21 protein-coding genes are annotated in these 22309 nt (G+C 31.5%); 12 read left to right on the top strand and 9 right to left on the bottom strand.

Annotated features, from left to right (window positions below; genetic code table 11):
- Nucleotides 1–352: 352 nt before the first annotated feature.
- From QZV12_RS01830 to QZV12_RS01820, 3 genes are read left to right on the top strand one after another with little or no spacing between them, the layout of a single operon-like run.
- Nucleotides 353–823, top strand: a complete 471-nt coding sequence (locus QZV12_RS01830) for an ABC transporter permease (RefSeq protein WP_366925520.1) — start codon at nucleotides 353–355, stop codon at nucleotides 821–823.
- A complete protein-coding gene (locus QZV12_RS01825; RefSeq protein WP_366925519.1) occupies nucleotides 763–1488 on the top strand; it encodes an FtsX-like permease family protein in 726 nt (241 codons plus the stop codon). Before QZV12_RS01830 ends, QZV12_RS01825 begins: the two co-directional genes overlap by 61 nt.
- A gap of 8 nt (nucleotides 1489–1496) precedes the next feature.
- Nucleotides 1497–2291: an ABC transporter ATP-binding protein gene (locus QZV12_RS01820; RefSeq protein WP_295616275.1), complete on the top strand. Its 795-nt coding sequence runs from the start codon at nucleotides 1497–1499 to the stop codon at nucleotides 2289–2291.
- Nucleotides 2292–2764: 473 nt separating this feature from the next.
- Here the strand turns inward: QZV12_RS01820 and QZV12_RS01815 are convergent, their stop codons facing one another.
- Nucleotides 2765–3517, bottom strand: a complete 753-nt coding sequence (locus QZV12_RS01815) for a peptidoglycan-binding protein (protein ID WP_295616271.1) — start codon at nucleotides 3515–3517, stop codon at nucleotides 2765–2767.
- Nucleotides 3510–4427 carry a pectate lyase-like adhesive domain-containing protein gene (locus tag QZV12_RS01810; RefSeq protein WP_295616268.1) on the bottom strand — a complete coding sequence of 306 codons (918 nt, stop codon included), beginning with the start codon at nucleotides 4425–4427 and terminating at the stop codon, nucleotides 3510–3512. Before QZV12_RS01810 ends, QZV12_RS01815 begins: the two co-directional genes overlap by 8 nt.
- A gap of 714 nt (nucleotides 4428–5141) precedes the next feature.
- Between QZV12_RS01810 and QZV12_RS01805 the strand changes: the two genes are divergently transcribed.
- Both QZV12_RS01805 and QZV12_RS01800 read left to right on the top strand, forming a co-directional pair.
- Entirely contained in the window at nucleotides 5142–6143 is a 1002-nt protein-coding gene (locus tag QZV12_RS01805) for an NADH-dependent flavin oxidoreductase (protein ID WP_295616265.1), read from the top strand.
- 151 nt (nucleotides 6144–6294) lie between these two features.
- On the top strand, nucleotides 6295–7284 hold the full coding sequence (locus QZV12_RS01800; protein WP_295616262.1) for a tRNA-dihydrouridine synthase: 990 nt from the start codon (nucleotides 6295–6297) through the stop codon (nucleotides 7282–7284).
- Nucleotides 7285–7519: 235 nt separating this feature from the next.
- On the opposite strand, the gene QZV12_RS01795 is transcribed toward QZV12_RS01800, so the two are convergent.
- Genes QZV12_RS01795 through QZV12_RS01785 form a run of 3 tightly spaced genes read right to left on the bottom strand, consistent with a single transcriptional unit; the run spans nucleotide 7520 to nucleotide 10891 of the window.
- Nucleotides 7520–10168 carry a peptidoglycan-binding protein gene (locus tag QZV12_RS01795; protein WP_295616259.1) on the bottom strand — a complete coding sequence of 883 codons (2649 nt, stop codon included), beginning with the start codon at nucleotides 10166–10168 and terminating at the stop codon, nucleotides 7520–7522.
- Nucleotides 10095–10466: a hypothetical protein gene (locus QZV12_RS01790; RefSeq protein WP_295616256.1), complete on the bottom strand. Its 372-nt coding sequence runs from the start codon at nucleotides 10464–10466 to the stop codon at nucleotides 10095–10097. Before QZV12_RS01790 ends, QZV12_RS01795 begins: the two co-directional genes overlap by 74 nt.
- Before the next feature lie 11 nt (nucleotides 10467–10477).
- Nucleotides 10478–10891 carry a hypothetical protein gene (locus tag QZV12_RS01785; RefSeq protein ID WP_295616253.1) on the bottom strand — a complete coding sequence of 138 codons (414 nt, stop codon included), beginning with the start codon at nucleotides 10889–10891 and terminating at the stop codon, nucleotides 10478–10480.
- A 143-nt stretch (nucleotides 10892–11034) separates the two neighbouring features.
- Between QZV12_RS01785 and QZV12_RS01780 the strand changes: the two genes are divergently transcribed.
- The gene (locus QZV12_RS01780; protein ID WP_295616251.1) at nucleotides 11035–11679 is read left to right on the top strand and encodes a YitT family protein; all 645 of its coding nucleotides are present in this window, start codon (nucleotides 11035–11037) and stop codon (nucleotides 11677–11679) included.
- 129 nt (nucleotides 11680–11808) lie between these two features.
- Here QZV12_RS01780 and QZV12_RS01775 read toward each other — a convergent pair whose 3' ends face one another.
- Nucleotides 11809–12246: an NUDIX domain-containing protein gene (locus tag QZV12_RS01775; RefSeq protein ID WP_295616248.1), complete on the bottom strand. Its 438-nt coding sequence runs from the start codon at nucleotides 12244–12246 to the stop codon at nucleotides 11809–11811.
- A gap of 161 nt (nucleotides 12247–12407) precedes the next feature.
- Between QZV12_RS01775 and QZV12_RS01770 the strand changes: the two genes are divergently transcribed.
- The 6 genes from QZV12_RS01770 to QZV12_RS01745 all read left to right on the top strand — a co-directional run bounded on the left by QZV12_RS01770 (nucleotide 12408) and on the right by QZV12_RS01745 (nucleotide 19910).
- Nucleotides 12408–12635: an AbrB/MazE/SpoVT family DNA-binding domain-containing protein gene (locus QZV12_RS01770; RefSeq protein WP_295616245.1), complete on the top strand. Its 228-nt coding sequence runs from the start codon at nucleotides 12408–12410 to the stop codon at nucleotides 12633–12635.
- Nucleotides 12636–12655: 20 nt separating this feature from the next.
- Nucleotides 12656–13087: a type II toxin-antitoxin system VapC family toxin gene (locus QZV12_RS01765; protein WP_295616242.1), complete on the top strand. Its 432-nt coding sequence runs from the start codon at nucleotides 12656–12658 to the stop codon at nucleotides 13085–13087.
- 183 nt (nucleotides 13088–13270) lie between these two features.
- Nucleotides 13271–14554 carry a diaminopimelate decarboxylase gene (gene lysA / locus QZV12_RS01760; RefSeq protein WP_295616240.1) on the top strand — a complete coding sequence of 428 codons (1284 nt, stop codon included), beginning with the start codon at nucleotides 13271–13273 and terminating at the stop codon, nucleotides 14552–14554.
- A 63-nt stretch (nucleotides 14555–14617) separates the two neighbouring features.
- Nucleotides 14618–15481, top strand: coding sequence for a diaminopimelate epimerase (gene dapF / locus QZV12_RS01755; RefSeq protein WP_295616235.1), 864 nt, complete (start codon nucleotides 14618–14620; stop codon nucleotides 15479–15481).
- A 483-nt stretch (nucleotides 15482–15964) separates the two neighbouring features.
- On the top strand, nucleotides 15965–18058 hold the full coding sequence (locus tag QZV12_RS01750) for a hypothetical protein (protein WP_295616233.1): 2094 nt from the start codon (nucleotides 15965–15967) through the stop codon (nucleotides 18056–18058).
- Nucleotides 18042–19910, top strand: a complete 1869-nt coding sequence (locus QZV12_RS01745; protein ID WP_295616230.1) for a hypothetical protein — start codon at nucleotides 18042–18044, stop codon at nucleotides 19908–19910. The genes QZV12_RS01750 and QZV12_RS01745 overlap by 17 nt, the downstream gene beginning before the upstream one ends.
- 130 nt (nucleotides 19911–20040) lie before the next feature.
- Here QZV12_RS01745 and QZV12_RS01740 read toward each other — a convergent pair whose 3' ends face one another.
- The 3 genes from QZV12_RS01740 to QZV12_RS01730 form a co-directional block, all read right to left on the bottom strand.
- Nucleotides 20041–20769 (bottom strand): 4Fe-4S double cluster binding domain-containing protein, encoded by a 729-nt coding sequence (locus QZV12_RS01740; RefSeq protein WP_295616228.1) that lies wholly within the window; start codon nucleotides 20767–20769, stop codon nucleotides 20041–20043.
- 249 nt (nucleotides 20770–21018) lie between these two features.
- A complete protein-coding gene (locus QZV12_RS01735) occupies nucleotides 21019–21681 on the bottom strand; it encodes a DUF6434 domain-containing protein (RefSeq protein ID WP_295616225.1) in 663 nt (220 codons plus the stop codon).
- A gap of 29 nt (nucleotides 21682–21710) precedes the next feature.
- Entirely contained in the window at nucleotides 21711–22295 is a 585-nt protein-coding gene (locus tag QZV12_RS01730; protein WP_295616354.1) for a HemK2/MTQ2 family protein methyltransferase, read from the bottom strand.
- Nucleotides 22296–22309 lie beyond the last annotated feature (14 nt).

Genomic DNA, 22309 nt, shown 5'->3' with positions numbered 1-22309 from the left:
TTATTTATATAATATTTTTCTTAAAAAACTTAAGTAATCTACTTAAATGGTTTAAGTCTAATTGTAAAGGTTTCTTAACTTATATAAGTTAATAATAATCTTATATTTCAAAAAATAATAATTTTTATGTTTTTCCGTAATTAATTTATTGATTAATTAATTTTTAATTAGCTCGTTGCAGTAATTATTTAATGAGTTTCTTTTGACATTCTTTAAAGTTTATATGGCTCTAAGCTAAATTTATTTTTCATCATTTTTTAAATACTTAATTCAGTAATTTTTTTAATTGATTTTCAGTTAAGTTTAATTATTAAAAAGATTAAATAATTATTATTTATAAGGGGTTGTTAATATAAGGTTCATTACATTAATATTAAAGAATCCATTTAGGAATAAGACCAGAAGTGCCTTATCCATTATAGGAATCGCTATAGGGATTACAACAATCGTTGCATTAGGTCTTATAACTACTGGAATGGAAGATTCAGTTCAAACTTCGCTGAATGATGTTGGTGCTGAGATAACAGTCAGTAATTCAAGTACTGTCGGCACTGATTCTGGTATGATAGATAGTTCTGTTGTAGATGAATTGAGAAATCGGTCTGGAGTGATAGACACTGCAGGTGCGCTAACGGTAACTGAATTGAATATGGATAAGTTGAAATCTGATGATTCTGATTCAAGCAGCTTTGCAACTACCGTATGGGGTTTGGATCCTGCAAAGCTTTATATGATTGGAATAAATGATGTTGACGGCAAGATATATACAATGGCTCAAAAGAGGTTATTATTGGTTCAGAATATGCTGAAACAAATAATATAAGTCGTGGAGACAATATAACAATACAAGAGAATGAATTTAATGTTGTAGGTGTCTATGAAATGGGTAATCCATTTGTAGACAGTGGAGTTTTTGTTCCATTAGACAGCTTACAGGATATAACCGGTAAGGAAGGAGTCTCACGTGTTCTTGTTAAAACAGGAGAAGATGTAAACGATACAGCAATAAGCGATAAGATTGAAGAGGATTATGAAGACTTTTCAACATTGACCAGTGAAGAGATATCTTCAATAGCAGATGATGTTTTAGGCATATTGGATACAGCCACTCTAGCAGTTTCAGGTCTTGCGATTATTGTAGGGGCCATTGGTATCATCAATACGATGGTGATGGCAGTTTATGAAAGGACAAAGGAAATTGGGGTTTTAAAGTCAGTAGGTTGGAGATCCAGAAAGATCTTAACTATGATTTTAGGAGAAACCTTGGTTTTAACAACTTTGTCTGGTATAATTGGTTCAATATTTGGAATATTGATACCTGAAGTGGGCCTTAGACTATTTGAAGTTACAGATTTTGCATTAGGATACTCTCCTAAGACATTCATTCTCGCATTTGGAATTACAATAATAGTTGGAATAATCGGTGGAACCTATCCTGCATACAAGGCCTCCAAGCTTGCTCCAACAGAAGCATTAAGGTATGAATAGGTGATTTTATGGTAGATAAGAATCATGTGGATGATGGTGAATTGATTTATGTTGATGATGTCAATGATGATGGATACATCTATAATGACACTTATGTTGAAGGAGACGATGATGACTATTATTATGAAGACCCATTAATCAGCTTATTCGATGTTGTGAAGGAATACGATAAGGGTATGGTCAAAGCATTGAATGGCATAAACCTTGATATTTTTGAAGGAGAATTCGTATCTATTATTGGTCCTTCCGGTTCTGGAAAATCCACTCTTTTGAATATGCTTGGTGCTTTGGATACACCTACAATGGGAAAGATCTTTATTGATGGCATTGACCTTGTTAAAGAGAAGGATTTAAGCCAGTCCAGACAAGAGAAAATAGGATTTGTTTTCCAATTGCATAATCTGATTCCTAATTTATCTGTTTTTGATAATGTTCAAATTCCACTGCTTCCTACTGGAATGTCCAATAAGGAGATGAAGGAAAGGGCAAGTGAAATAATCCGTGCTGTAGGTTTGGAAGACAAGAAAAAGCAAAGACCTAATAAATTATCTGGTGGTCAACGTCAAAGGGTAGCTATTGCAAGAGCCTTGGTAAATAACCCTTCTATCATTTTGGCAGATGAACCAACAGGGTCTCTTGATTCTAAAACAGGTGAAATGGTTTTGGATTTGCTTATGGAAATGCATGAACGTTATAATGTAACTTTAATAATAGTTACACACGATAATGATGTTGCTGCTTTAGCAGAAAGAACCATAAAGATTAAAGATGGTCAAATAATTGAAGATAGGTATAATTATTAAGTTTTTACCTATTTTTTCTATTTTTTTTTAAAAAAGTGTGTATTATTATTTTTTTTATTTTATTCTTTTTTATATTGGTTTATTTTTTATAAAGAGTTTATTCGTTGTTTTTTTATTTATTCTATTTGAATTAGTTTATTTTCTATAAAAAGTTTAATATTGATTTATCAATTTATTCTATTTTTAAAAATTAGTTAATTTTCAATAAAAGGTAAATCATTGCTATTTCAATCATTTTATTCTATTTTTAAAGAGTTTAATTTCAATAAAAGGTAAATCAGTGCTGTTTTAATAATTTTATTATATTTTAAAAAAAGAGTTTAATTTCAATAAAAAGCAAATTATTGCTGTTTTAATCATTTATTATACTGTAAAAATAAGTTAATTTTCAATAAATAGTCTAATTGCCATTTATATAATTAAGGAATTAATTTCAATAAAAAAAGATAAAAAGAGTTTATAAAAACTCTTATTTAATAGATTTTAAGTTTTTTAGCAGTTGCTTCATCTACTTTTCCAGTTACTTTTAGTTTTTTAGCTTTTTGGAATTCTTTAACAGCCATTACAGTATATTTTTGGTAAATACCATCAACTAATAATTTATGGCCGTTGTAGCGTATGTAGAATCCATTTTTCTTTAAAGCTTGTTGGATCTTTTTAACTGTTGCTTTGTCTTTGCTTCCTTTTGCTACAGTTTTCCAAACATATGCATTTACAGCTAACTTAACGTTTTTAGTAACTTTGTTGTAGTATTTGTCTCCTGCATAGGTTATGACTGCACTGTAAGTTGTTTTTGTAGTTAATTTTTTGCCATTAGTAATGGTTGCTAATTTAAAGTTTGCTACACCTTTGCTGTTAGTGGTTGCAGTGTAGGTTTTTCCATTAACTTTTAAAGTAACTTTAGTGTTTTTCATTAGATTTCCTTTGTTGTCTTTGAGGGTAACTGTGTATGCTTTGGTTTTGTCCTCAAAGGTAAAGGTTTTTGAGCTTGCAGTCATTGTTGGAGTTGCTTTATTGACTACAACTTTAGCAGTAGCTCCCGCTCTAAGGTAGTGTTCATTTTCTTCAAAGATTATTTTTGCACTGTAAGTATTTGGAACCAAATTGCCGATAGCTATTTTTATTTGACCATTAGCATCGGTTGTGTATGTTTTAGCTCCTCCTAAGTCAACAGATACTTTAACACCACTTAAAGCATTTCCAAATTCATCAACAAGCTTATACAAAGTCTTTGTTGATATTGTAGGTTGTTGCTATTGCTGATGTAATCACTTCTGTAGCTATCTTATTGATAGTTAATTTTACAGTTACAGGCTCAAGAGTTGCAAAACTTAAGGTAGCATTATAGATTCCTGGTTCTAAATCAACAATCCAACCGTTATCTTTGCCGCTTAAAGCATTATAAGTTCCTTTCTCTTCATCACCTTGAGTGATCTTAATTGCAATGCTTTCATTATCGATGTTTATTTCTCCGTCCTCTGAGGTTCCAATAAGGTCGAATGTGAATTTTGCACCGGAATTATATGTGGTTAAAAAGTTTGAAGCGCTTATTTTAGCGGAATCAACAAAAATGCAATTTTCACAAGAAGAGGAGTATGCGTCATAGCCATATATTGCTGAGTTAGAAATGAATGTACAGTTTGTAGCAGTAACATCACAAATCGCACCACCATACCATCCTGCTTCGTTAGATATGAAATTACAATTTATGGCAGTACCCTCATTCATTGCACCACCATTCTGAGTATGTTTGCCCTTTACCACATTGCCAATAAAAGTACAGTCTATTGCGGTAAGGTCTCCATGAGTGGCTCCGCCAAGATATGTTGCTTCGTTATTTTCAAAAGTACAGTTTATTGCAGTAGCTTTTGAATTATCATTTACCCAAATGGCTCCACCATGTCCATATTCTCCTGGTGTTTTACCATTCACAAAGGTAATGTTTTCAAATACAACTGTAGCAAGGTTAATTGTAAAAATACGTGCCATATTATTTCCATCAATTGTATGTCCATTTCCATTAATGGTCATATCATGGGTAATCTTAATTCCATGTTCAAAAGCATAATCTTCATCACTAAAGACATAGTCACTATCTAAAGAGACATTGGATTGTCCATTAATTGCATCATTCAAGTCTTTGAATGACTTCGGGGTGTCTGATAGCTTTTCATCTTCATTAGCAGTTGAGAGAAGATTGTCATTGCTGTCTTCAATATTGGCTCCCTCATCAGAAATTTCCTCAAGGGAAACATCATCATTAGTATTAGCAATACTGCTTGAAACATCTTCTGCAGCACTTGCTACAGAAATGCTAACTAAAGCAATAAGTAATATTGCTAAAAAAAATAAGTCTTTTTTTCAACATTTTATTTTTCTCCTAGTTTTTCCATATTATTATTATTTTTATTTAATGTCTTATAAATATTTTCTTAATTTTATTGATTATATTGCTCTATTTGGGATTTGTATGAATATTATTCATTTATTATTAAAATAATTCAATTTTATTCATTTATTAAATATTTTATCAAATATTATTCAGTTTTAAATATTTTATCTGAACATTTTTCAAAAAATTAGTATGGGTTTGGTGTTTTGTTTCTTTTTTTGATTATTATTTAATTGGTGGGGAATTTGTGTGTGGTGTTTTGTTTCTTTTTTTGATTATTATTTAAATAATTAATAATTATTAGCTTACGGTAAGTTTGAACTTACTCTATTTATGTTAGTTTTAAATTACAAAAACTTTAATACTATATAAATTAAAATTCTAAATTATATGTGCATTTTTTAGATAATTGATATTTAAAAGCATTTAATTTTTTAACAAGGATAATCGTGATTATTATGAAAGATATATTTGATGAATGTAGTTTAGGGGATTTAAAGCTAAAAAGCCGTATCATAAGAACCGGAACTTGGGAAAGACAAACTGAAGATGGCGGTTTTTTAAAGAGTGAAGTCTTTGACAGATATGAAAGGATGGCTAAAAGTGGTGTAGGATTGATCAATTCAGAAATGTTTGTATTTGATCCAAGAGACAGATTTGCCGAATACTGCAATAATCTAAACTATAAGGGATTTGTAAAGGACTATAAGGAAATTACAGACATCTTCCACAATCATGATGTGCCGGTTCTCGGTCATTTGGCATTCTTTTATTATAATGATGGCTTGAATCAAAAGGTGGAAGCGAATGACATTAGCTTGGAAGGAATAAGGCGTCTTCAGGCAGATGTTATTATGGCTGCCAAGAAGTTCTCCTTTGCAGGATTTGATGGAATGCAAATAGATGTTGGAAATAATTTTTATCTTGCCAAATTCATCAATCCATATTTCAATCAAAGAAAGGACCAATATGGTGGCAATACCGAAAATCGTGTCAGAATCTGTTCAGAAATAATCAAGGTTCTTAAAAAGACTATGGATTTCCATGTCCGCATCAGAATAAATCCTTGGGACGTTAGAAAAAATGGAATGACTCCTGAAGAAAGCATAAAAGTTGCAAAGGAACTTGAAAAGGCAGGTGCTGACAGCATTCAATTAACTGCAAGGACAATATCATATCTTTATGATGGAAAGGATAGAAATCCATTTCTGGTGTATGTGGATAAATTGATTGATGAAATCGATGTTCCAGTTATTTTAGGCGGTTCAATGAGGGATATGAAATCAATGAATGATGTTTTAAATGATTCAAAAGTTGAATTCCTATCTATGTCTAAGCCATTTGTAGCACAGCCAGACTTTTTAGCTGATTGGAAAGCAAATGGAGATGGAGTTTCAATTTGTCAAAGCTGCAATAACTGTTACTCCAAAAAGGAGAGCACTTGTTTTAAATTTAAATAATTAATTATTTTCTCTTTTTTATTCATTTTTTTATTTTATTTTTTAGCTATTTTTTTATTATTTTCATGCTATTTTATATTTTTCAACTAAATTTTTATATCAGTTTCAAATAACTTATCTTTTTTTATAATAAGTTAACCTAATTAATATTATGAAAAGCATTTTTGATAAAGTTAAATTAGGGAATTTAAGTCTTAAGAGTCGCATAATAAGGACAGGATTATGGGAATCTCAACAAAAAGATTTATATTCAATTTATGACCGCTATGATAAAATAGCTTCAAGAGGTGTAGGCTTAATAAGTTCTGAATTATTTTCCATTTACCCAAAGGATAAGTTTGCAGAGCATTCAAGCAAGATGCACAATCCTAATTTCATGAAAATGGCAATGAAAATTTCTGAAATATATCATGATTATGATGTTCCCATTTTAGGTCAAGTCGAATTCATCAAATATAATCGTGGAATTGATTTGGATATTCCCGTAAATGATTTGACCATTGAAGACATTAGGAAAATACAGTCAGATATCATCTCATCTGCTCAAATGTTGCAATATGCTGGTTTTGATGGAATTCAATTATCCATAGGGAATAATTTCTATCTATCAAAGATGATCAATCCTTATTATAATCAAAGGGAAGATGACTATGGGGGAAATCTATTCAATAGGCTAAGGTTAGTTTTGGAATTGATTAAAGTCATGAAGGATAATTTGGATTTGCACATTTCATGCAAGGTCAATACATTTGATGAAAGAAAGGATGGATTTGATGCAAAAGAAAGTATTGGAGCATGTAAACTCCTTGAAAAGGTAGGTGTTGACAGCATACAGGTAACAAGACCTCTTTCACCATTATATTTCACTAAGAAATTATCTTCTGAAGATGAACTGATTGATTATGCCAATGAATTAATTGATTCTGTTAAAGTTCCAGTTATTGTCGGTGGTGGATTTAACAATATGGAACATATGAATGACTTATTGAATAAGACAAAAATTGAATTCATGTCAATGTATAGGCCATTTGTAGCAGAGAATGATTTTCTAAAGAAATGGAAACAAGAGGGCTTTGGAGAATCAAGATGCTTAATGTGCAATAATTGTTATAGGACTAAAAAAAGTGTATGTTACCATTAAATAATACATTTTTTTTTAAAAAAGAGAATTTTTTTTATAAGATTTAATTTTTAATAAGAAGCTTGTGTATTTTTATAAGATTTAATTTTTAATAAGAAAGCTTGTGTAAAAATTTATAGGATTATATTCATTTTTCAATTGATTATTTCTAAATAAATTATAAGTTTATAATCTTAGGTCTAGATTTTTTTAAAGCCTCATAAAAAAAGAAAAAGAGTTTAAATCAAACTCTTTTTTAAATTATTTTTAGTTTTTTGGCAGTTTTTTCATCAACTTTTCCAGTGACTTTCAATCCTTTAGCCTTTTGGAACTGTTTCACTGCTTTTTCAGTATAGACACCAAATATTCCGTCAACTTTAAGATAATGCTTTTTATAGCTAAGATAATATCCATTCTTTTTTAAAGCTCTTTGGATTTTCTTAACTGTTGTTTTTAATTTGCTGCCTCTTGCAATAGTCTTAAATTGGGATTTTACAGTCAATATAGTTTTTTTTTTACTGGATTTTTTATAGTATTTGTTTCCAGCATAGTTAACAATTGCATGGTAATTTCCTTTTTTGCTTAATTTGTTTTCCTTGATCTTAACAACACCTTTGCTGTTTGTTTTTGCAGAGTATGTTTTTCCATTGACCTTTAAAGTGACCTTCTTGTTTTTCAAGACAGCTCCCGCATCGTTCTTTAAGGTAAATGTAAATGTGTTGGATGAAGACATAAGAGTCAATCCATTGATCTCTGTGTCTGCTTTTTTAATGCTTACTTCAATGCTTTTTGTTGAGTTCTCATACATTCCATCCCCTGCATATGTGATATTGGCTTTGTAGGTTCCTGGAGCTAAAGTTCTCAATGGTATTTTAACTTTTCCATCTTCATCAGTTATGAGTATTTTCATACTTGGAACATTCACAGATATTCTGGCGTTAGGTATTGGATTTCCTTCGAAATCAACCAATGCAATCAATAAATGTTTATCGCTTTTATAGATTGTGCTTATTCCTTTGGCATTCAATTGGGTTTTGATTTTACTGACATAGACTTTAGCGACAGTTTTCAATTCAATCTTTTTGTCAGCTCCTAAATAGCAAACTGTCATTTCATATGTTCCAGGATTTAAGCTAAACTCAATCTTTGCAATGCCTTTATCATTTGTGCTTGCATTATATGTTTCATTGTTGATTTTGAAATATAGTTCTTTATCACTTAATGGATTTCCTTCCTCATCTATTAATTTAGCTTGATATTCATAGATTTTATCTGCACCATCATATTCAATATCTTCTGCTTCAATGCTTAAGTTTATAACTTTAAATTCCTTATTGAAAGATGTGGTATTAATATTCTCATTGTCAAGGCTTATATTTGCATAGTAGTTTCCCGGCTTTAGGTATAATGGAATTGTTTTACTGCCGTTTATTTCAATTTTCATATTATTTCCATTAATGTCTAAGATATAGTTTCCAGGCATTCCTACAGTTATGGTTATCCTGCTTGCCTCACCATAAAGGACATTTTCCACTTCTGAAATTGCTGCGATGTTATATACTGGAATAACCTTGAACCTTGTTGTATTTCTGCTTTCTCCCACGGTTTCGTTTCCGTAGTTTGTCACATTTATGTAGTATCTGCCCTGATTCAATAAAGGCATAGGGATTGTTCTTTCTGTTGTGTTCTGGCTAAATACAAGATTGTCATCCCAATCGTATACGCTTATATTCACTATTGTCAATCTGTCTCCATTAAATTCAATATTCACATTCTTGCCGTATGTGTAATCTTTGATATAGTTAATCCAGATTGCTGATTTGGATTTTAATACTTTAAACAGCTTAGAGTCTTGGCTTGGAGAAACTGTTTTGTTTCCAGCATTATAAACGGTTACATTATAGTAATCGTCGATTGGAAGTAGATTGAGGATGAAATAATCATAATCTGTGCTTTGATTAATTAAAATGTCTCCTTGTGAGTTTCTCACGATGACAGTGACATTTGTTCTGTTCATGACATCAAAGGTGATTTTGTTGTTGTCGTAATGGATTTCGTCGTCATTTCTTGTTATTTTCACAGAGCTTGAGTTTCTGCTTAAAGTGAAACTGCCGGTTGCTTCAACATATGTGCAATAGCTGTCATCAGGGTGATATGTTTTATAAGTGTATGTTCCATCATCCAAATGGAATGTATTGAAATATGCCTTGCTGTCTGATTTAGTAAGTAATGTAACATTGTCAACCAGATTCTTATTGGAATCATAAACTTCCACAACAATGGTCATGCCAGGGTAAGTCCATGATACATGAGGTACATCAATGCTGTTTACCACTTCCCCATTCCAATATGTAATATTATAAGTTTTAATAGATGGGCTGCCCATTGCATTAAACCTTTCGTTATTGTGTTCAATTCTAATCTTCAGATTATCTTCATCGTTTTCAGGGAATAATTTATTGTTGTACGGTGCAAAGCTTGCCTTATTCCTTAGCAATACTGTGTTTTCCATTACTCCTGCATAGGTGAAAAACAATGCAGTGTCATAGAGTGCCACATTGTCGATAAAAATGGAATTGTTTACAACTCCTCCTATGGCTGCATCTTCAAAGTATGGGCCAGCAGCCCTTGATCCTACTGAGTTATTGGTGAAATTGCATCCGTCTATTTCCCCTGTTTTCGCAAAGTAGATTGTACCCCCTTCTATTGATGCATAACTGTGGGAAAATGAACAATTTTTTATTGAGGCATGTTGATTTGAATAGATTGCTCCACCATATTTAGGGCCATAGCAATTGTTGAATACGCAAGACTCCATGGTCATTTTGGCCTCATATACTGCTCCTCCTCTCTCCTGCAGAGTTGTTTTCGAAAGTGCAGTTTCTGATTGTTGTTTCGATAGCATATATTGCTCCGCCAAAGTAGTTTGCGTCATTGTCTTTGAAAACGCAGTTTTCTGCAATTGAAGTTCCAGTAAGAGTTATTCCTCCTCCATGTGATCCTGCCTTGTTATTAATGAAGGTAGAGTCTCTTACAATCCCCATCATACTTTGTAGTGTAGATTCGAAATTAACTGCTCCACCATATGAAAGTGCAGTGTTGTTTATGAAGGTACAGTTTTCAACTGTTCCGTTATGATAAAAATGTATTGCTCCTCCTTCTTCAGAAAATCCATTAATCAGTTTAACATTCTTTATTGTCACATAATTTGCGGTTACGAGGAATATTCTACTCTTTCCTCGGCATCTATGTAATGGCCTTGGCCATCCATCACGAAATTATCTGCATCTATTTTTACTTCGCCACCGGAACTCTCGTCCTTTTCAGGATTGTAAACGTAGTCCCTCTCTAGCTTTATTTCCTTTATGTCATCAGTAAAAAGGGATTTTAAATCTGTAATGCTGCCTGGTTCACTTTCATCTTCCCTTAGGAAAGCTTCGTCATCAACATCATCTTCATTAACTTGCTCCATTGGTGAACTTTCATCTTGAATCTCTTCTAAAACAAGGTTATCATCAATCTCTGCACTTGCAATATCAGTTCCATCAGTATCTGCAGCACTTGCAATGGAAATGCTAAGCAAGCTAACTAATATCAATAGTAAAAATAAGTATTTTTTATCTTTCATTCTAGTTTCCTCAAAATTTCAGTTATAAGATTAATTTATATGGATAGTTATATAATTTTTTCTAATTCTTAACTTAAATAAGTTTAATGGGATGTTTTGTTTTTTGAAAAATTATTTAAATATTTCAAATCAAAGTTATAATCATGGAAATAAAAAAGATTTCAAGATATGTCATTTACTTATTTTCACTGTTTTTAATATCTTTAGGTGGAGCCATATCAATAAAAGCAAATTTAGGAACTTCCCCTATTATTTGTCTTCCATATGTTTCAAGTCTGATATTGAAAATGAGTGTTGGAACTGTCTGTCTGATTTTTAATGTTATCTTTATAGCTATACAGATAATCCTTCTAAGAAGCGGATTTGAAAGGAGACAGTATCTGCAGATAATTGTGGGAACAATCTTTTCATTTTCCATAGACTTTTCAATGATGTTGGTAAGCTTCTTAAATCCTGCAGATTATTTAAGTCAGTTTGCAACACTTCTTTTAAGCTGTGTAGTGGTTGCTTTTGGTGTGATGCTTGAAGTTCAAACAGAAGTGGTTTATCTTCCTCCAGATGGTATAATCGTAGCTATTTCAAAGGTTTTGAAAAAGGAGTTTCCAAAGGTAAAGCCTTTTGTTGATACAAGCTTTGTCCTTACTGCAGCTATTTTATCAATTGTTTTCTTAGGATACCTTGCAGGAGTCCGTGAAGGAACAATCATTTCAGCATTGATAATTGGGCCTATTGTAAAGGTTCTTCAAACTTATTTAAATCCTTATGTTGAACGTTTATATGAAAAATAGTAGACTATTTTAAAAAAAAGTTTAATGTAGATTAATAAAAAAATAATTGAGATTAATTTAAATCTCAAAATCTCTTTTTTCTAATGTTTTTCTAAGTGTTGGTTAATAAAAAAAATAATTGAGATTAATTTAAATCTCAAAATCTCTTTTTTCTAATGTTTTTCTAAGTGTTGGGGTGAGCATATCCTTATTGTAAAGCTCTTTTAGCTCTTCATTGCTTACCCATTTGAAATCATCATGTTCATCGCTTATCTGAAGCTCTCCACCTAATATTTCAAGATTCATCATTAGTTGAACTGTGCTTATAGGCTGGTTTGTTCTTCTGCTTATGAATTCATCTTGAACAACTTCAAACAAGCTTTCTATATTGACATCAAGATTAGTCTCTTCCTTGAATTCCCTTATCAATGCAACATCAAAGAATTCTCCAGGATCCACTTTTCCACCTGGAAGTTCATATTTATGAGGATTGTTTCTTGATTTTGGATGTCTTCTGAGGATTAATATTTTATCTTCCTTTCTAACCACTCCTCTTACTGTCAATCCCCAGTCTTTTTTATCATTCATTTTTTCACTTCTTTATTTGCTTAAAATATTATATTCTCATATTTCTTATTAAATTTATTGCCAAATTCCTTTTGTATAATCTCTTTTAATTACTTAGGAAAAATATATATGCTTGGCAATTATAAATATACATAGCAATAATTAATTTACTAGGTGATTTAATGGTTATTGAAACAAAAGTCTATCAAAAAAATCAAATCACAATTCCTTCAGAATTTAGAAAAAAATATGATATAAAGCCAGAGGATATTGTAGAATGGGATGAAAATGAAAATGGGGAAATAGTTTTAACTTTTAGAAAAAAATTAAGTTTAAAAGATTTAAAAGGTGCAGGAACCCTAAAGGAAACCACTAATGCAGTTGAGTTAGTAAATGATTTGTATAAATAATATTTTTTTGAGGTTTTTTCATGAAATTATTGTTGGATTCAAGTTTTTTGATAGCTTACATATTGCCTAATGACACTTTGCATAAAAAAGCTGTTGAAATAGAAGAAGATTTAAATATTTCTGATATGGAATGTTTTGTAACAAATCAAATTATTGCAGAAGTAGTAAATACTTTAGGGCATAGAGATAGTGCAGAACTTGCAAAAAATGCTTATAATATGATGAAAGATAGTTTCACTTGTATTAATGAGTATGAAATTCCTCATTTTAACGATATAACTATTAAAAAATATAAGCAACTTAACATGAAAAATGGAAAATTAAATAATAAACATAAAATAGGTTTTACAGATTGCTCAATTTTAGAAGTTGCTAAGTATTATGCCTTAGATGGGATAGTGACTTTTGATTCCGGATTTTTGAAAAATGGCAATGTAAAAATCATTTCTTAATTTTTATTATTTTGAAATCCCATTTAAAATTTGCATTGATTTTTTTAATAGGAACTTTCTTTTCCTTAAATAATTTTATATATTAGTTTAAATAGATATTTATTGAAAACTTATTTTTTTGATTATTATATCAGATTATTATATCAGATTATTATTCGATTTAATATTTTTCGGAGGCACAAAATGGATTTAAAGATAAAAACAAACGACAAAGGCCATTTAGATATTGGCGGTGCTGATGCTTGTGATTTAGTAGAGCAATACGGTACTCCTATCTATGTAATTGATGAAGAAAGAATTAGGGACAACTACAACATATTCTATAACGCTTTCACTAAATTTTATCCTAAATTCAAAGTATTCTATGCTTGTAAAGCAAATACAAACATTGCTGTTTTAAAAATCCTTGAGGAAGAAGGATGTTGCATTGATGCTGTATCTCCTGGAGAAGTATACATCTGTAAAAAAATGGGATTCTCTGGAGATAGAATCCTATTCACAGGAAACAACATTAGAAACGATGAAATGGATTATGTAAACAGTGAAGATGTAATCTTAAACATTGACTCAGTTTCTGCTCTTAAAAGACTTGCAGAAAGCATTGATCCTAATGGCAAAAAAATCTCATTCAGAGTAAACCCTATGGTAGGTGCAGGTCACCATGGCCACTGTATTACCGGTGGAGAAATGAGTAAATTCGGTATTATGGAAATTGAAGCTGTAGAAATCTACAAATTAGCTAAGGAATTAGGATTTGAACCTGTAGGTATGCACTCTCACATCGGTTCTGGAATTCTTGATCCTGAACCATTCAAATTAGCTATTGAATCCACTATGAACATTGCAGGTAAAGTTCACCAAGAAGCAGGAATCGACTTTGAATTCATTGACTTCGGTGGAGGAGTTGGAATTCCATATACTCCTGATGAAGAATTGCTTGACTTAGAACACTTTGCAGAGGAAAACGTCAAATTATTCAAAGAAAAATTAGAAGAGTTTGACATGGGAGAACCTACCTTATACCTTGAACCAGGTAGATACATTGTAGGAGACGCTTCTGTAATTTTAGTTGAAGTAAACAGTGTAAAGGAAAGCTACAGAAAATTCATAGGTGTAGATGCAGGATTCAACACCTTGCTCAGACCTGCTATGTATGATTCATACCATCACATTGTTGTTGCAAACAAAATGAACGAAGAGCCAATCCAAGAAGTGGATGTTGCAGGAAACGTATGTGAATCCGGTGACTTGTTTGCAAGAGACAGACCTCTTCCAGACATTGAAGAAGGTGACATCTTAGGAATATTAAATGTTGGTGCATACGGTTACACCATGGCTTCCAACTACAACTCAAGACCTCTTCCAGCAGAGATTCTTGTTAAAAACGGAGAGTCCTTTGTAATCCGTGAAGCTCAAAGCTTTGACGACATATTTGAAAAACAATCTATTCCAGACCATTTGCAATAGGTTTGGGATAATTCATGATTAACTACAATTTTGACTAAACTATTAAACTATCTTGGTGATATTATGGTAGATTTAAAAGGTTTAAAATTTGCTAAAATGCATGGTATTGGTAATGATTTCCCTATTATTGATGAAAGCAAAGGAGAACAAATTCCAGAAGCTGACAAACCGGAAGCATGCAGAATCTTATGCCACAGAAACTTTGGTGTAGGTGGAGACGGAGTGTTATTCGTTGTTCCATCTGAAGTGGCAGATATCGGTTACAGAATGTTCAATCCAGATGGATCAGAAGCAGAAATGTGTGGAAATGGTATCCGTTGTTTCGGCGATTTCGTTTACAGAAACAAAATCGTTGAAAAAGAAACAATGACTGTTGAAACCAAATCAGGTATCAAAACCATTGAAATCACTGTAGAAAATGGAGAACCTGTTCTCTTTAAGGTAAATATGGGTAAATCCACATTTAAAACAGAAAAGATACCTATGATTGCAGATTCAGATGAGTTTGTAGACGGCGACCTTGAAGTGGTTGACACCACCTTTAAGGCAACTTGCGTCAATGTAGGAAACCCTCATGCAATATTGTTTGTAGACAATGTGGATGATATTGATATTGACAAATACGGTCCAGCTATTGAATGTCATGAAGTTTTCCCAGAAAAGATCAATGTTCATTTTGTTGAAGTAATCAGCAAAAATGAAGGAAAAATGAGAACTTGGGAACGTGGAGCTGGTGTCACATTAGCATGTGGTACCGGTGCAACCTCAACTGCACTTGCTGGTGTAAAATTAGGTCTTTTTGATAATGAAGTTCTTCTTCACTTGCCTGGTGGAGACTTAGAGTTTGAAGTCTATGAAGAGGACGGAGAACTTGGAGCATTCATGAAAGGACCTGCAGCATTGGTATTCAATGCTGAAATCCAATAAATTTATTTATTTTTTAAATATTTTTTTTTTATGATGTAAAATTTTTTAGGCTTAAACTAGTTGTTCATTTATTTATTAATAAATAATAATTTTCTAATTTAAGCCCAGATTCTTTTTACAGTCTTTTTTTTTAATATGAGGTTCTAATTTTATTTTTTATATCCTTTTTCTTTATTTAATGTTTTTTTATTCATATTTAACACTTGCACTGGTATTTAAAAGAGCAAGTAAGTGCTTACATGCGAAAACATTTATTTTTAAGAAAGAAAATATATTTTTTCGTATACCTAAACTTAATGCTTTAAGTTTTTTGATAATATAGAAACTTTTTTTTGTTAGGAAGTTAGGTTATATTCATTAATTTAAATTAAAATTTTTATGAGGAAAAACATGAAAATTAAACATTCATTTTTTATTTTAATACTTTTGATTTTTTTAAGTATAAATTGTATATGTGCAGCAGAGTGTAATTCAGATGCTGCGATGGTTAATCTTGATTCATATGGCGTTGACATTAGCTGTGAGGATGTTCATTTAGAGAATCATGCAAATGTTGATGGCAGTGTTGATTTAAGTGATTGTGAGGATGTTCATTTAGAGAATCATGCAAATGTTGATGGCAGTGTTGATTTAAGTGATGATAACTATCTTTCCACTCACGATTCTTTAAAGTCTGATGGCGTTGATATAACTGGTGAAGGACCAAATGAAACACATATGGAGATTCATGGTCCTAAACTTATTTTGAATAATGAGTCTAATAGCAGTGGTTCTGCCAATTCTTCTAAAACTCCAAAGATTGGACCTTATATAGATAATGGGAATAAACAAATTCCTGAAGTTTCTATTAGTAGTCCTGGAACTTTTAAAGATCTTCAAGCTGAAATAAACGATGCAAAAGAAGGTTCTACTTTATATTTGACTAGGGATTACTATGGCCAAAAGGACGCTAATATTATAATCAACAAAGATTTAATCATCAATGGTTTAGGCCATACCATAGATTGCTTAGGTGCTGAAAATTGTTTTGCATTTTTTTCATATTATGGAGATGTGACCTTAAAGAATCTTAAAATAGTCAATGGACGCAATGATAAGAATCAAAGAGGTGGTGCAATAAGCATTGGCGGTGTTGCTAAGTTCACTCTCCAAAACTGTCAGTTTGTTAATAACTGTCAAAACCTCCTCGCAAGTCGTGTAGATGCTTTCGGTCTCCAAAACTGTCAGTTTGTTAATAACTGGGCAAGTGATTATGGTGGGGCAATATACAATGGTGCATTAAGGCCTCTTGTAATTAAAAAATGTTCCTTCAAATCCAATAAAGCAATAAATGTTCATGGTGGAGCTGTTTACTCCCTAAGCACTGTGACTATTGAAGATTCTTCCTTTGATTCAAATATTGCAGATGAAAATGGGGGAGGAGTTTATAGTGAAGGAGATGTTCGTGTTAAAAATTCAACATTCAGTAGCAATGAGGTCAAATCTCGTGATTGGTCTTGGTATGAATACATTTATCATTGGACAGATAATCCTGACTGCTATGGTGGAGCAATTTATTCCAAAGGAGATGTATATGTAGACAATTCCACCTTTATAAATAATCGTGCAATGGATTTTGCTGGAGCAATATATGGAATGACTGTAAGAATAAATTTTAATAAATCCATTGGTAGATTTGATACATTTTTCATTAATAATGTTGCAGGAGACAATAATGGAGGAGCAATATTAGCAAAAGACCTTGTAAGTGCTTCAAATGCTTGCTTCAGAGGAAATACTGCTCTAGTTGATGGGGGAGCAATTTACTCTGAACGTGATGTTGACTTTAATCACTGCATATTTGATTCCAATAGGGCAGAAGGGGCTAAAGCTTCTCAATGTTATGTAGGGGCTATATACGCCAGATATGTTGCATATATATCCAATTCCACATTTACAAATAATTATGCAGAGGATTATGGTGGAGCAATACATGCAAATGAAGTAAAAGTAAATGTCAATCAAGTAGATTCTACAATTTCATCCTTCTTCATAAATAATGTTGCAAATGACAATGAGGGAGGAGCAATTTGGCTTCATGTTAATTCAGAAATCTGCAATTCATATTTTGAGGGTAATGTAGCTAAAGAGTGGGGTCCGGCAATTTATTCCGTAGATAATATAGTCTTATGTGATTGTAGTTTCAAGAAAAACAAATGTCAAAGTCGTGAGGATCTTTCCGCTGTTTGCGTTTTAGGTGAAATTCATTGGAAAACCCATGCAGTCAATATTGGAAGTGATGAGGATATAAATATTACAATGGGGGATGTCATCAATGCAACTAATTATTCCATTAATAAAATATCAGATAATGCATTCTCATTAACTTTCAACAATAATGCCACTTTAAGCCTATATAGATTTGCCGTTTATGATTTGGAAAGTTTTAAAAATGTAACAAGTTTTATTTCAAATAATAAAATTCCCTATGATTTTGTACTCATTGACTTTAAGGAAAATTTGAATCTTGAATTTGATTCTTGGGCAAATGTATTAATGAAAACTGATTTAGTTAAAAATATTGTTATTAGGGGGTAATGGAGCGACAATAAGCTCTCATATACAATCTTTTCTCCTGAACAATAACGCTTTGTTTAATATCACTAATAATGCCTCTTTATCAATGAACAATATTACCATAAAAGGATTTGCACCAGCTATTCTTAATGGTGGCTCATGCCATTTAACAAATGTGAGTTTTGAGCAAAATGGTGTTATGATTGGCTTTGGTGGTGCAATAAACAATAAAGGTGTCTTAAAATGCGAGGATTGCCGATTCAGTAATAATAAGGCAATGAGTGGAGGTGCAATTTTTAATGAGGTTGGAAGTCAATCCACCATCATTTCACCTATTTTTAAAGATAATGTTGCTTCCTTTAAAAGCCAAAAACCTCAATTTTCCAATAATGATGAAATCAATATTCATTCAAGCACAGGTGCATTTTGTCAAGTTTTTAATTTAGGGGATCAAACTTTATATGTAAATATTGAGGATGAGGATGATTATTTCAATTATAATTTTATTATAAATAAAATACCTTATGTCAAAAACGTAATTTTGAATTTCACTCAAGGAAAGGTGTATAATATTTATAAGTTCGCAGCTTCTTTACATTTTCCTAATGTGGAAAACTTATTTATTCAAGGAAATGGTGCAATAGTTAATGTAAAGGATAATGAAGACAAATCATTTGATAGCATATTCTTAACTCTTGATTCAGGATGTTTTTGCTTAATAAACAGTGTTAATTTAGTTGGATTCAATGCAGCTATTAAAAATAATGGTACATTGCAAATGTATAACTCAACCATTAACTGTAGCTTAATTAATCATCTTACCCTTACAAAAGATTATGGGGCTGCAATCTTCAATTATCAAAACGCCTATGCTTATGTTGCTTTTTCCTCTTTTAATAACAATAATGCATTATATGGAGGGGCAGTATATAATGAAAAGGGAATATTCATTTGTAATTTCTGTAATTTCACTTCTAATATGGCACGTAGTGATGGAGGGGCAATTTATAATTTTGTTGGAACAGCGTATTGCCTAAACTCTAATTTCAATAACAATCATGCTGATGAAAAAGGTGGAGCATTATATAATGAAAAGGGACTTGTATATTGTCAAGGCTGTAATTTCACAGGGAATATTGCTGAAGATGGTGGTGCTATCTTTAATCATTATGGAGAAATGACATTGAATCATACCTTCTTTGCAAATGATGATGCCACTGATGATGGAAATGCAGTATATAATGACTATGGTGATATTATAGTTGACAGTTGCGTAATCCAAGATTCTCAAAATAGTGATGAAAATGCTTTCTTTGCTTTCGGAGAGGATGCAAAATACACTTTTGTCGGTGATTCATATGTCATTCGCGATAATGGAGGCATTGTTTCAAAGGAACCAATTAATGTTACTTCAGATATACCAAGTGAGTTTGGCAGATGGGCTTTGAGAATTGCTGAAATTTCTGCCTGTCTCGTACTGGTAGTTAGCACCTCTTCCATAGGTATTTCAGAAGCTGCAGCAGGTGTTATTTGCTTTTTTGGTGGAGCAATCTTAGCTGGAGTTGAAGAATATATTGAAAATGCTTGTTGGGAGCATGATGTTCATATGGGCAATCTCTTTATGATGATGGCTATTGTAGGTATATTGGATGGTATTGCAGGTGCTGCTGCAAATGCTATAAGTAAAAATGTTTTCAAAGTTGGACTTATTGAAACTACCAAACAAACAAAGTTTTTAGCGTGGCTTGTTGACATAGGTATCGATTTTGTTGCTGAAGTAGTAACTGAAGTTCTTCCACGTGCTAACTTTAATGAAGTGTGTCCTTTTAATATGGATGACTTATATAAGGACATTCCAGCAGTGATTAATTAAGATTTTTCTTAATTTTTTCACTTATTTTTTTTTTTTTTTTTTTTTTATTTTTGGTTGTTTTTGATTAAGTTTTTTTTCATTTTTTTTTTATTCTAGCTATTGATTTAGTTTTTTTCTTAGTTTTTTCATTTTATATCTCTTTAATCAAATCCCTATCTGTTTTTATTCCAAGATACTCTTTAGTGTAAGGACAGGCAAGTCCACATTTAGCACATAAGCTTTTTCCATGAGTTCTTTGCATTTCTTTCTTTATGAATTCGAAGCATTTTTCTGCATCGAAGTACTCTTCCCTTTCCCTTCTGGAATTCCATTTCACTTCATTTATCGCATCAACTGGACATACATCCTGACAATCTGTACAGTCATCACATAATGAGTCATCAATTGGTGTTCCTGTCTTAATAGGCATGTCTGTTAGGATTGTTGATAATCTAAGTGCAGCTCCATATTTTGGACTAATGAGAAGGGCACATCTTCCAATCCATCCAAGTCCTGATCTTGTTCCAGTTGTCTTATGGGGAATTTTGCTTGCTAAACCTTCAAAATCCTTAGCTACTCTTTCACGAGACATTGCCAATGCATTGTAATTCATAGTTTCCTTAATGTAATCTTCACCTTCAAGAACAATATCATTTAGCTTCATTGCCAGACTTTTCATAGATTCAACATAAATTGACTGGTCATCTGTATAAATGGTTTTTAATGCTTCCTTTTCTATTGGAATTCCAATTAAAATGCTGTTTGGATACTCTTTCGGAACGTTTTTAATCCCTTCTAAACTAGCAAAACCTACTACTTCTGCACCTTTTGATTTAAGAAATTCTTCTATTTCCCTTGAATTCTTTTCTTCTAAATTCATTAAACCATCCCTAATTTTAATTAATTTTGCTAGATTATATGATTAAATATGATTTTTAAATTTTTAAAATTTTTCTTAATTAATTTAATATCTACATTTATATTTAGTTTAATTTTTTATAAATAATTTAATTTTTCTAATAGTTTTATTATAAAAATGTTTTATTTATCTAAAAAGGTTAATTTATCTAATGTTGATTTTATAATCAGTTAATATTTCTAATAGTTTAATTTATCTAAAATGTTTAATTTAAAAATCAGTTAATATATCTAAATCGGATTTTTCATATTTATTGTGCCCTTTAATGCTTTTCTTATAATTCCAACACTTGATTGCATCCTTTAATGTTTTACCATCATTATCTTCAAAGAAATCTCTAATATATTGATTGTATTGGAATTGCTTGTCTATTTTAGTTTTCTCATTTGAGTTTTGAAGTTCATGATAAGCATTGATTGCATCTTGATATGTTTTATCTGGATTAGCCTTTAGCCATTTTTGGAATTTAACCTTGAATTTGAATCCTTTTCCTATTTCCCTTTCAAAGAATTCTCTTTTGTCTTCACTGCATTTGAAGTTTTCACCTAAAAGGGAATCCAGTCTTATTTCAGACTCATCATCATTCAAATTAAATTTATTTGAATTAAAATTAGTTAATTTATCATTATTTTCATTATTATTTTCATTATTATTTTCATTATTATTTTCACTGATTTTTGATTCATCTAATGATTTGCCAGTATCCAAATAGTAAATGATTTTTTCTTCAAGCTGATTTTTGCTTCCGCTAAGCTTTAATCCTTCATTTCTGCAGAATTCCTTTAATTCCTCTTTTAAAAAATAGTATTCCTTAAAGTCTTTGCTTTCCATGTCTTTTGTTAATGGTGGTCTTGTGGTGTTTTTATTTTTCATTTTATCATAATCAGCATTGAATTTAACAGTTAAATCTTATATGCATTGATCAAAACGATCTCTTCAAAGAAGAACTTCTCGCTTTCAGCTATTTCAGCTACAAATCCGTTCCGATCAAACATATCCAAGGTCCTGTCATTGTCTGAGAGTGAGGACTGTATTATCTGGACAATTCCCTTATCATTTAAATGATTTGACACTTCATTAATGAACCTATCTATAACTTTCCTTCCATTTAATCCACCGTCAAATGCATAATTTAAATCGTCATCGATAATATCATCTGAATCAGTAGGGAGATATGGAGTATTAAATAGTATAACATCAAATTTCTTATCTTTTACAGGTTCAAACATGTCGCCGAACTCAAGTTTTATGCTGTTGATATTGTTTAGCTTGAAGTTTTTCTCTGCAAGTTCAAGAGCATTGAAATTTATGTCTGTTGCTGTAATGTCCTCTGTGAGTAAGCTTGCATACATTGAAACAAGACCTGATCCAGTTCCTATTTCCAATACGCTTTGCCCTTCCTTGATTTCAAGGTTTTCAGCTAAAAGAAAAGTGTCATCTGAAGGAATGTAAACCAAATCATCTGTTTCTATTTCGAATTTTCCCATTTTCATATCTGGTC

This window comes from uncultured Methanobrevibacter sp. (assembly GCF_902769175.1).
Classification (GTDB): domain Archaea; phylum Methanobacteriota; class Methanobacteria; order Methanobacteriales; family Methanobacteriaceae; genus Methanobrevibacter.
The sequence above is the reverse complement of the archived record's forward strand: the minus strand, read 5'-3'. Positions and strand labels throughout refer to the sequence as shown.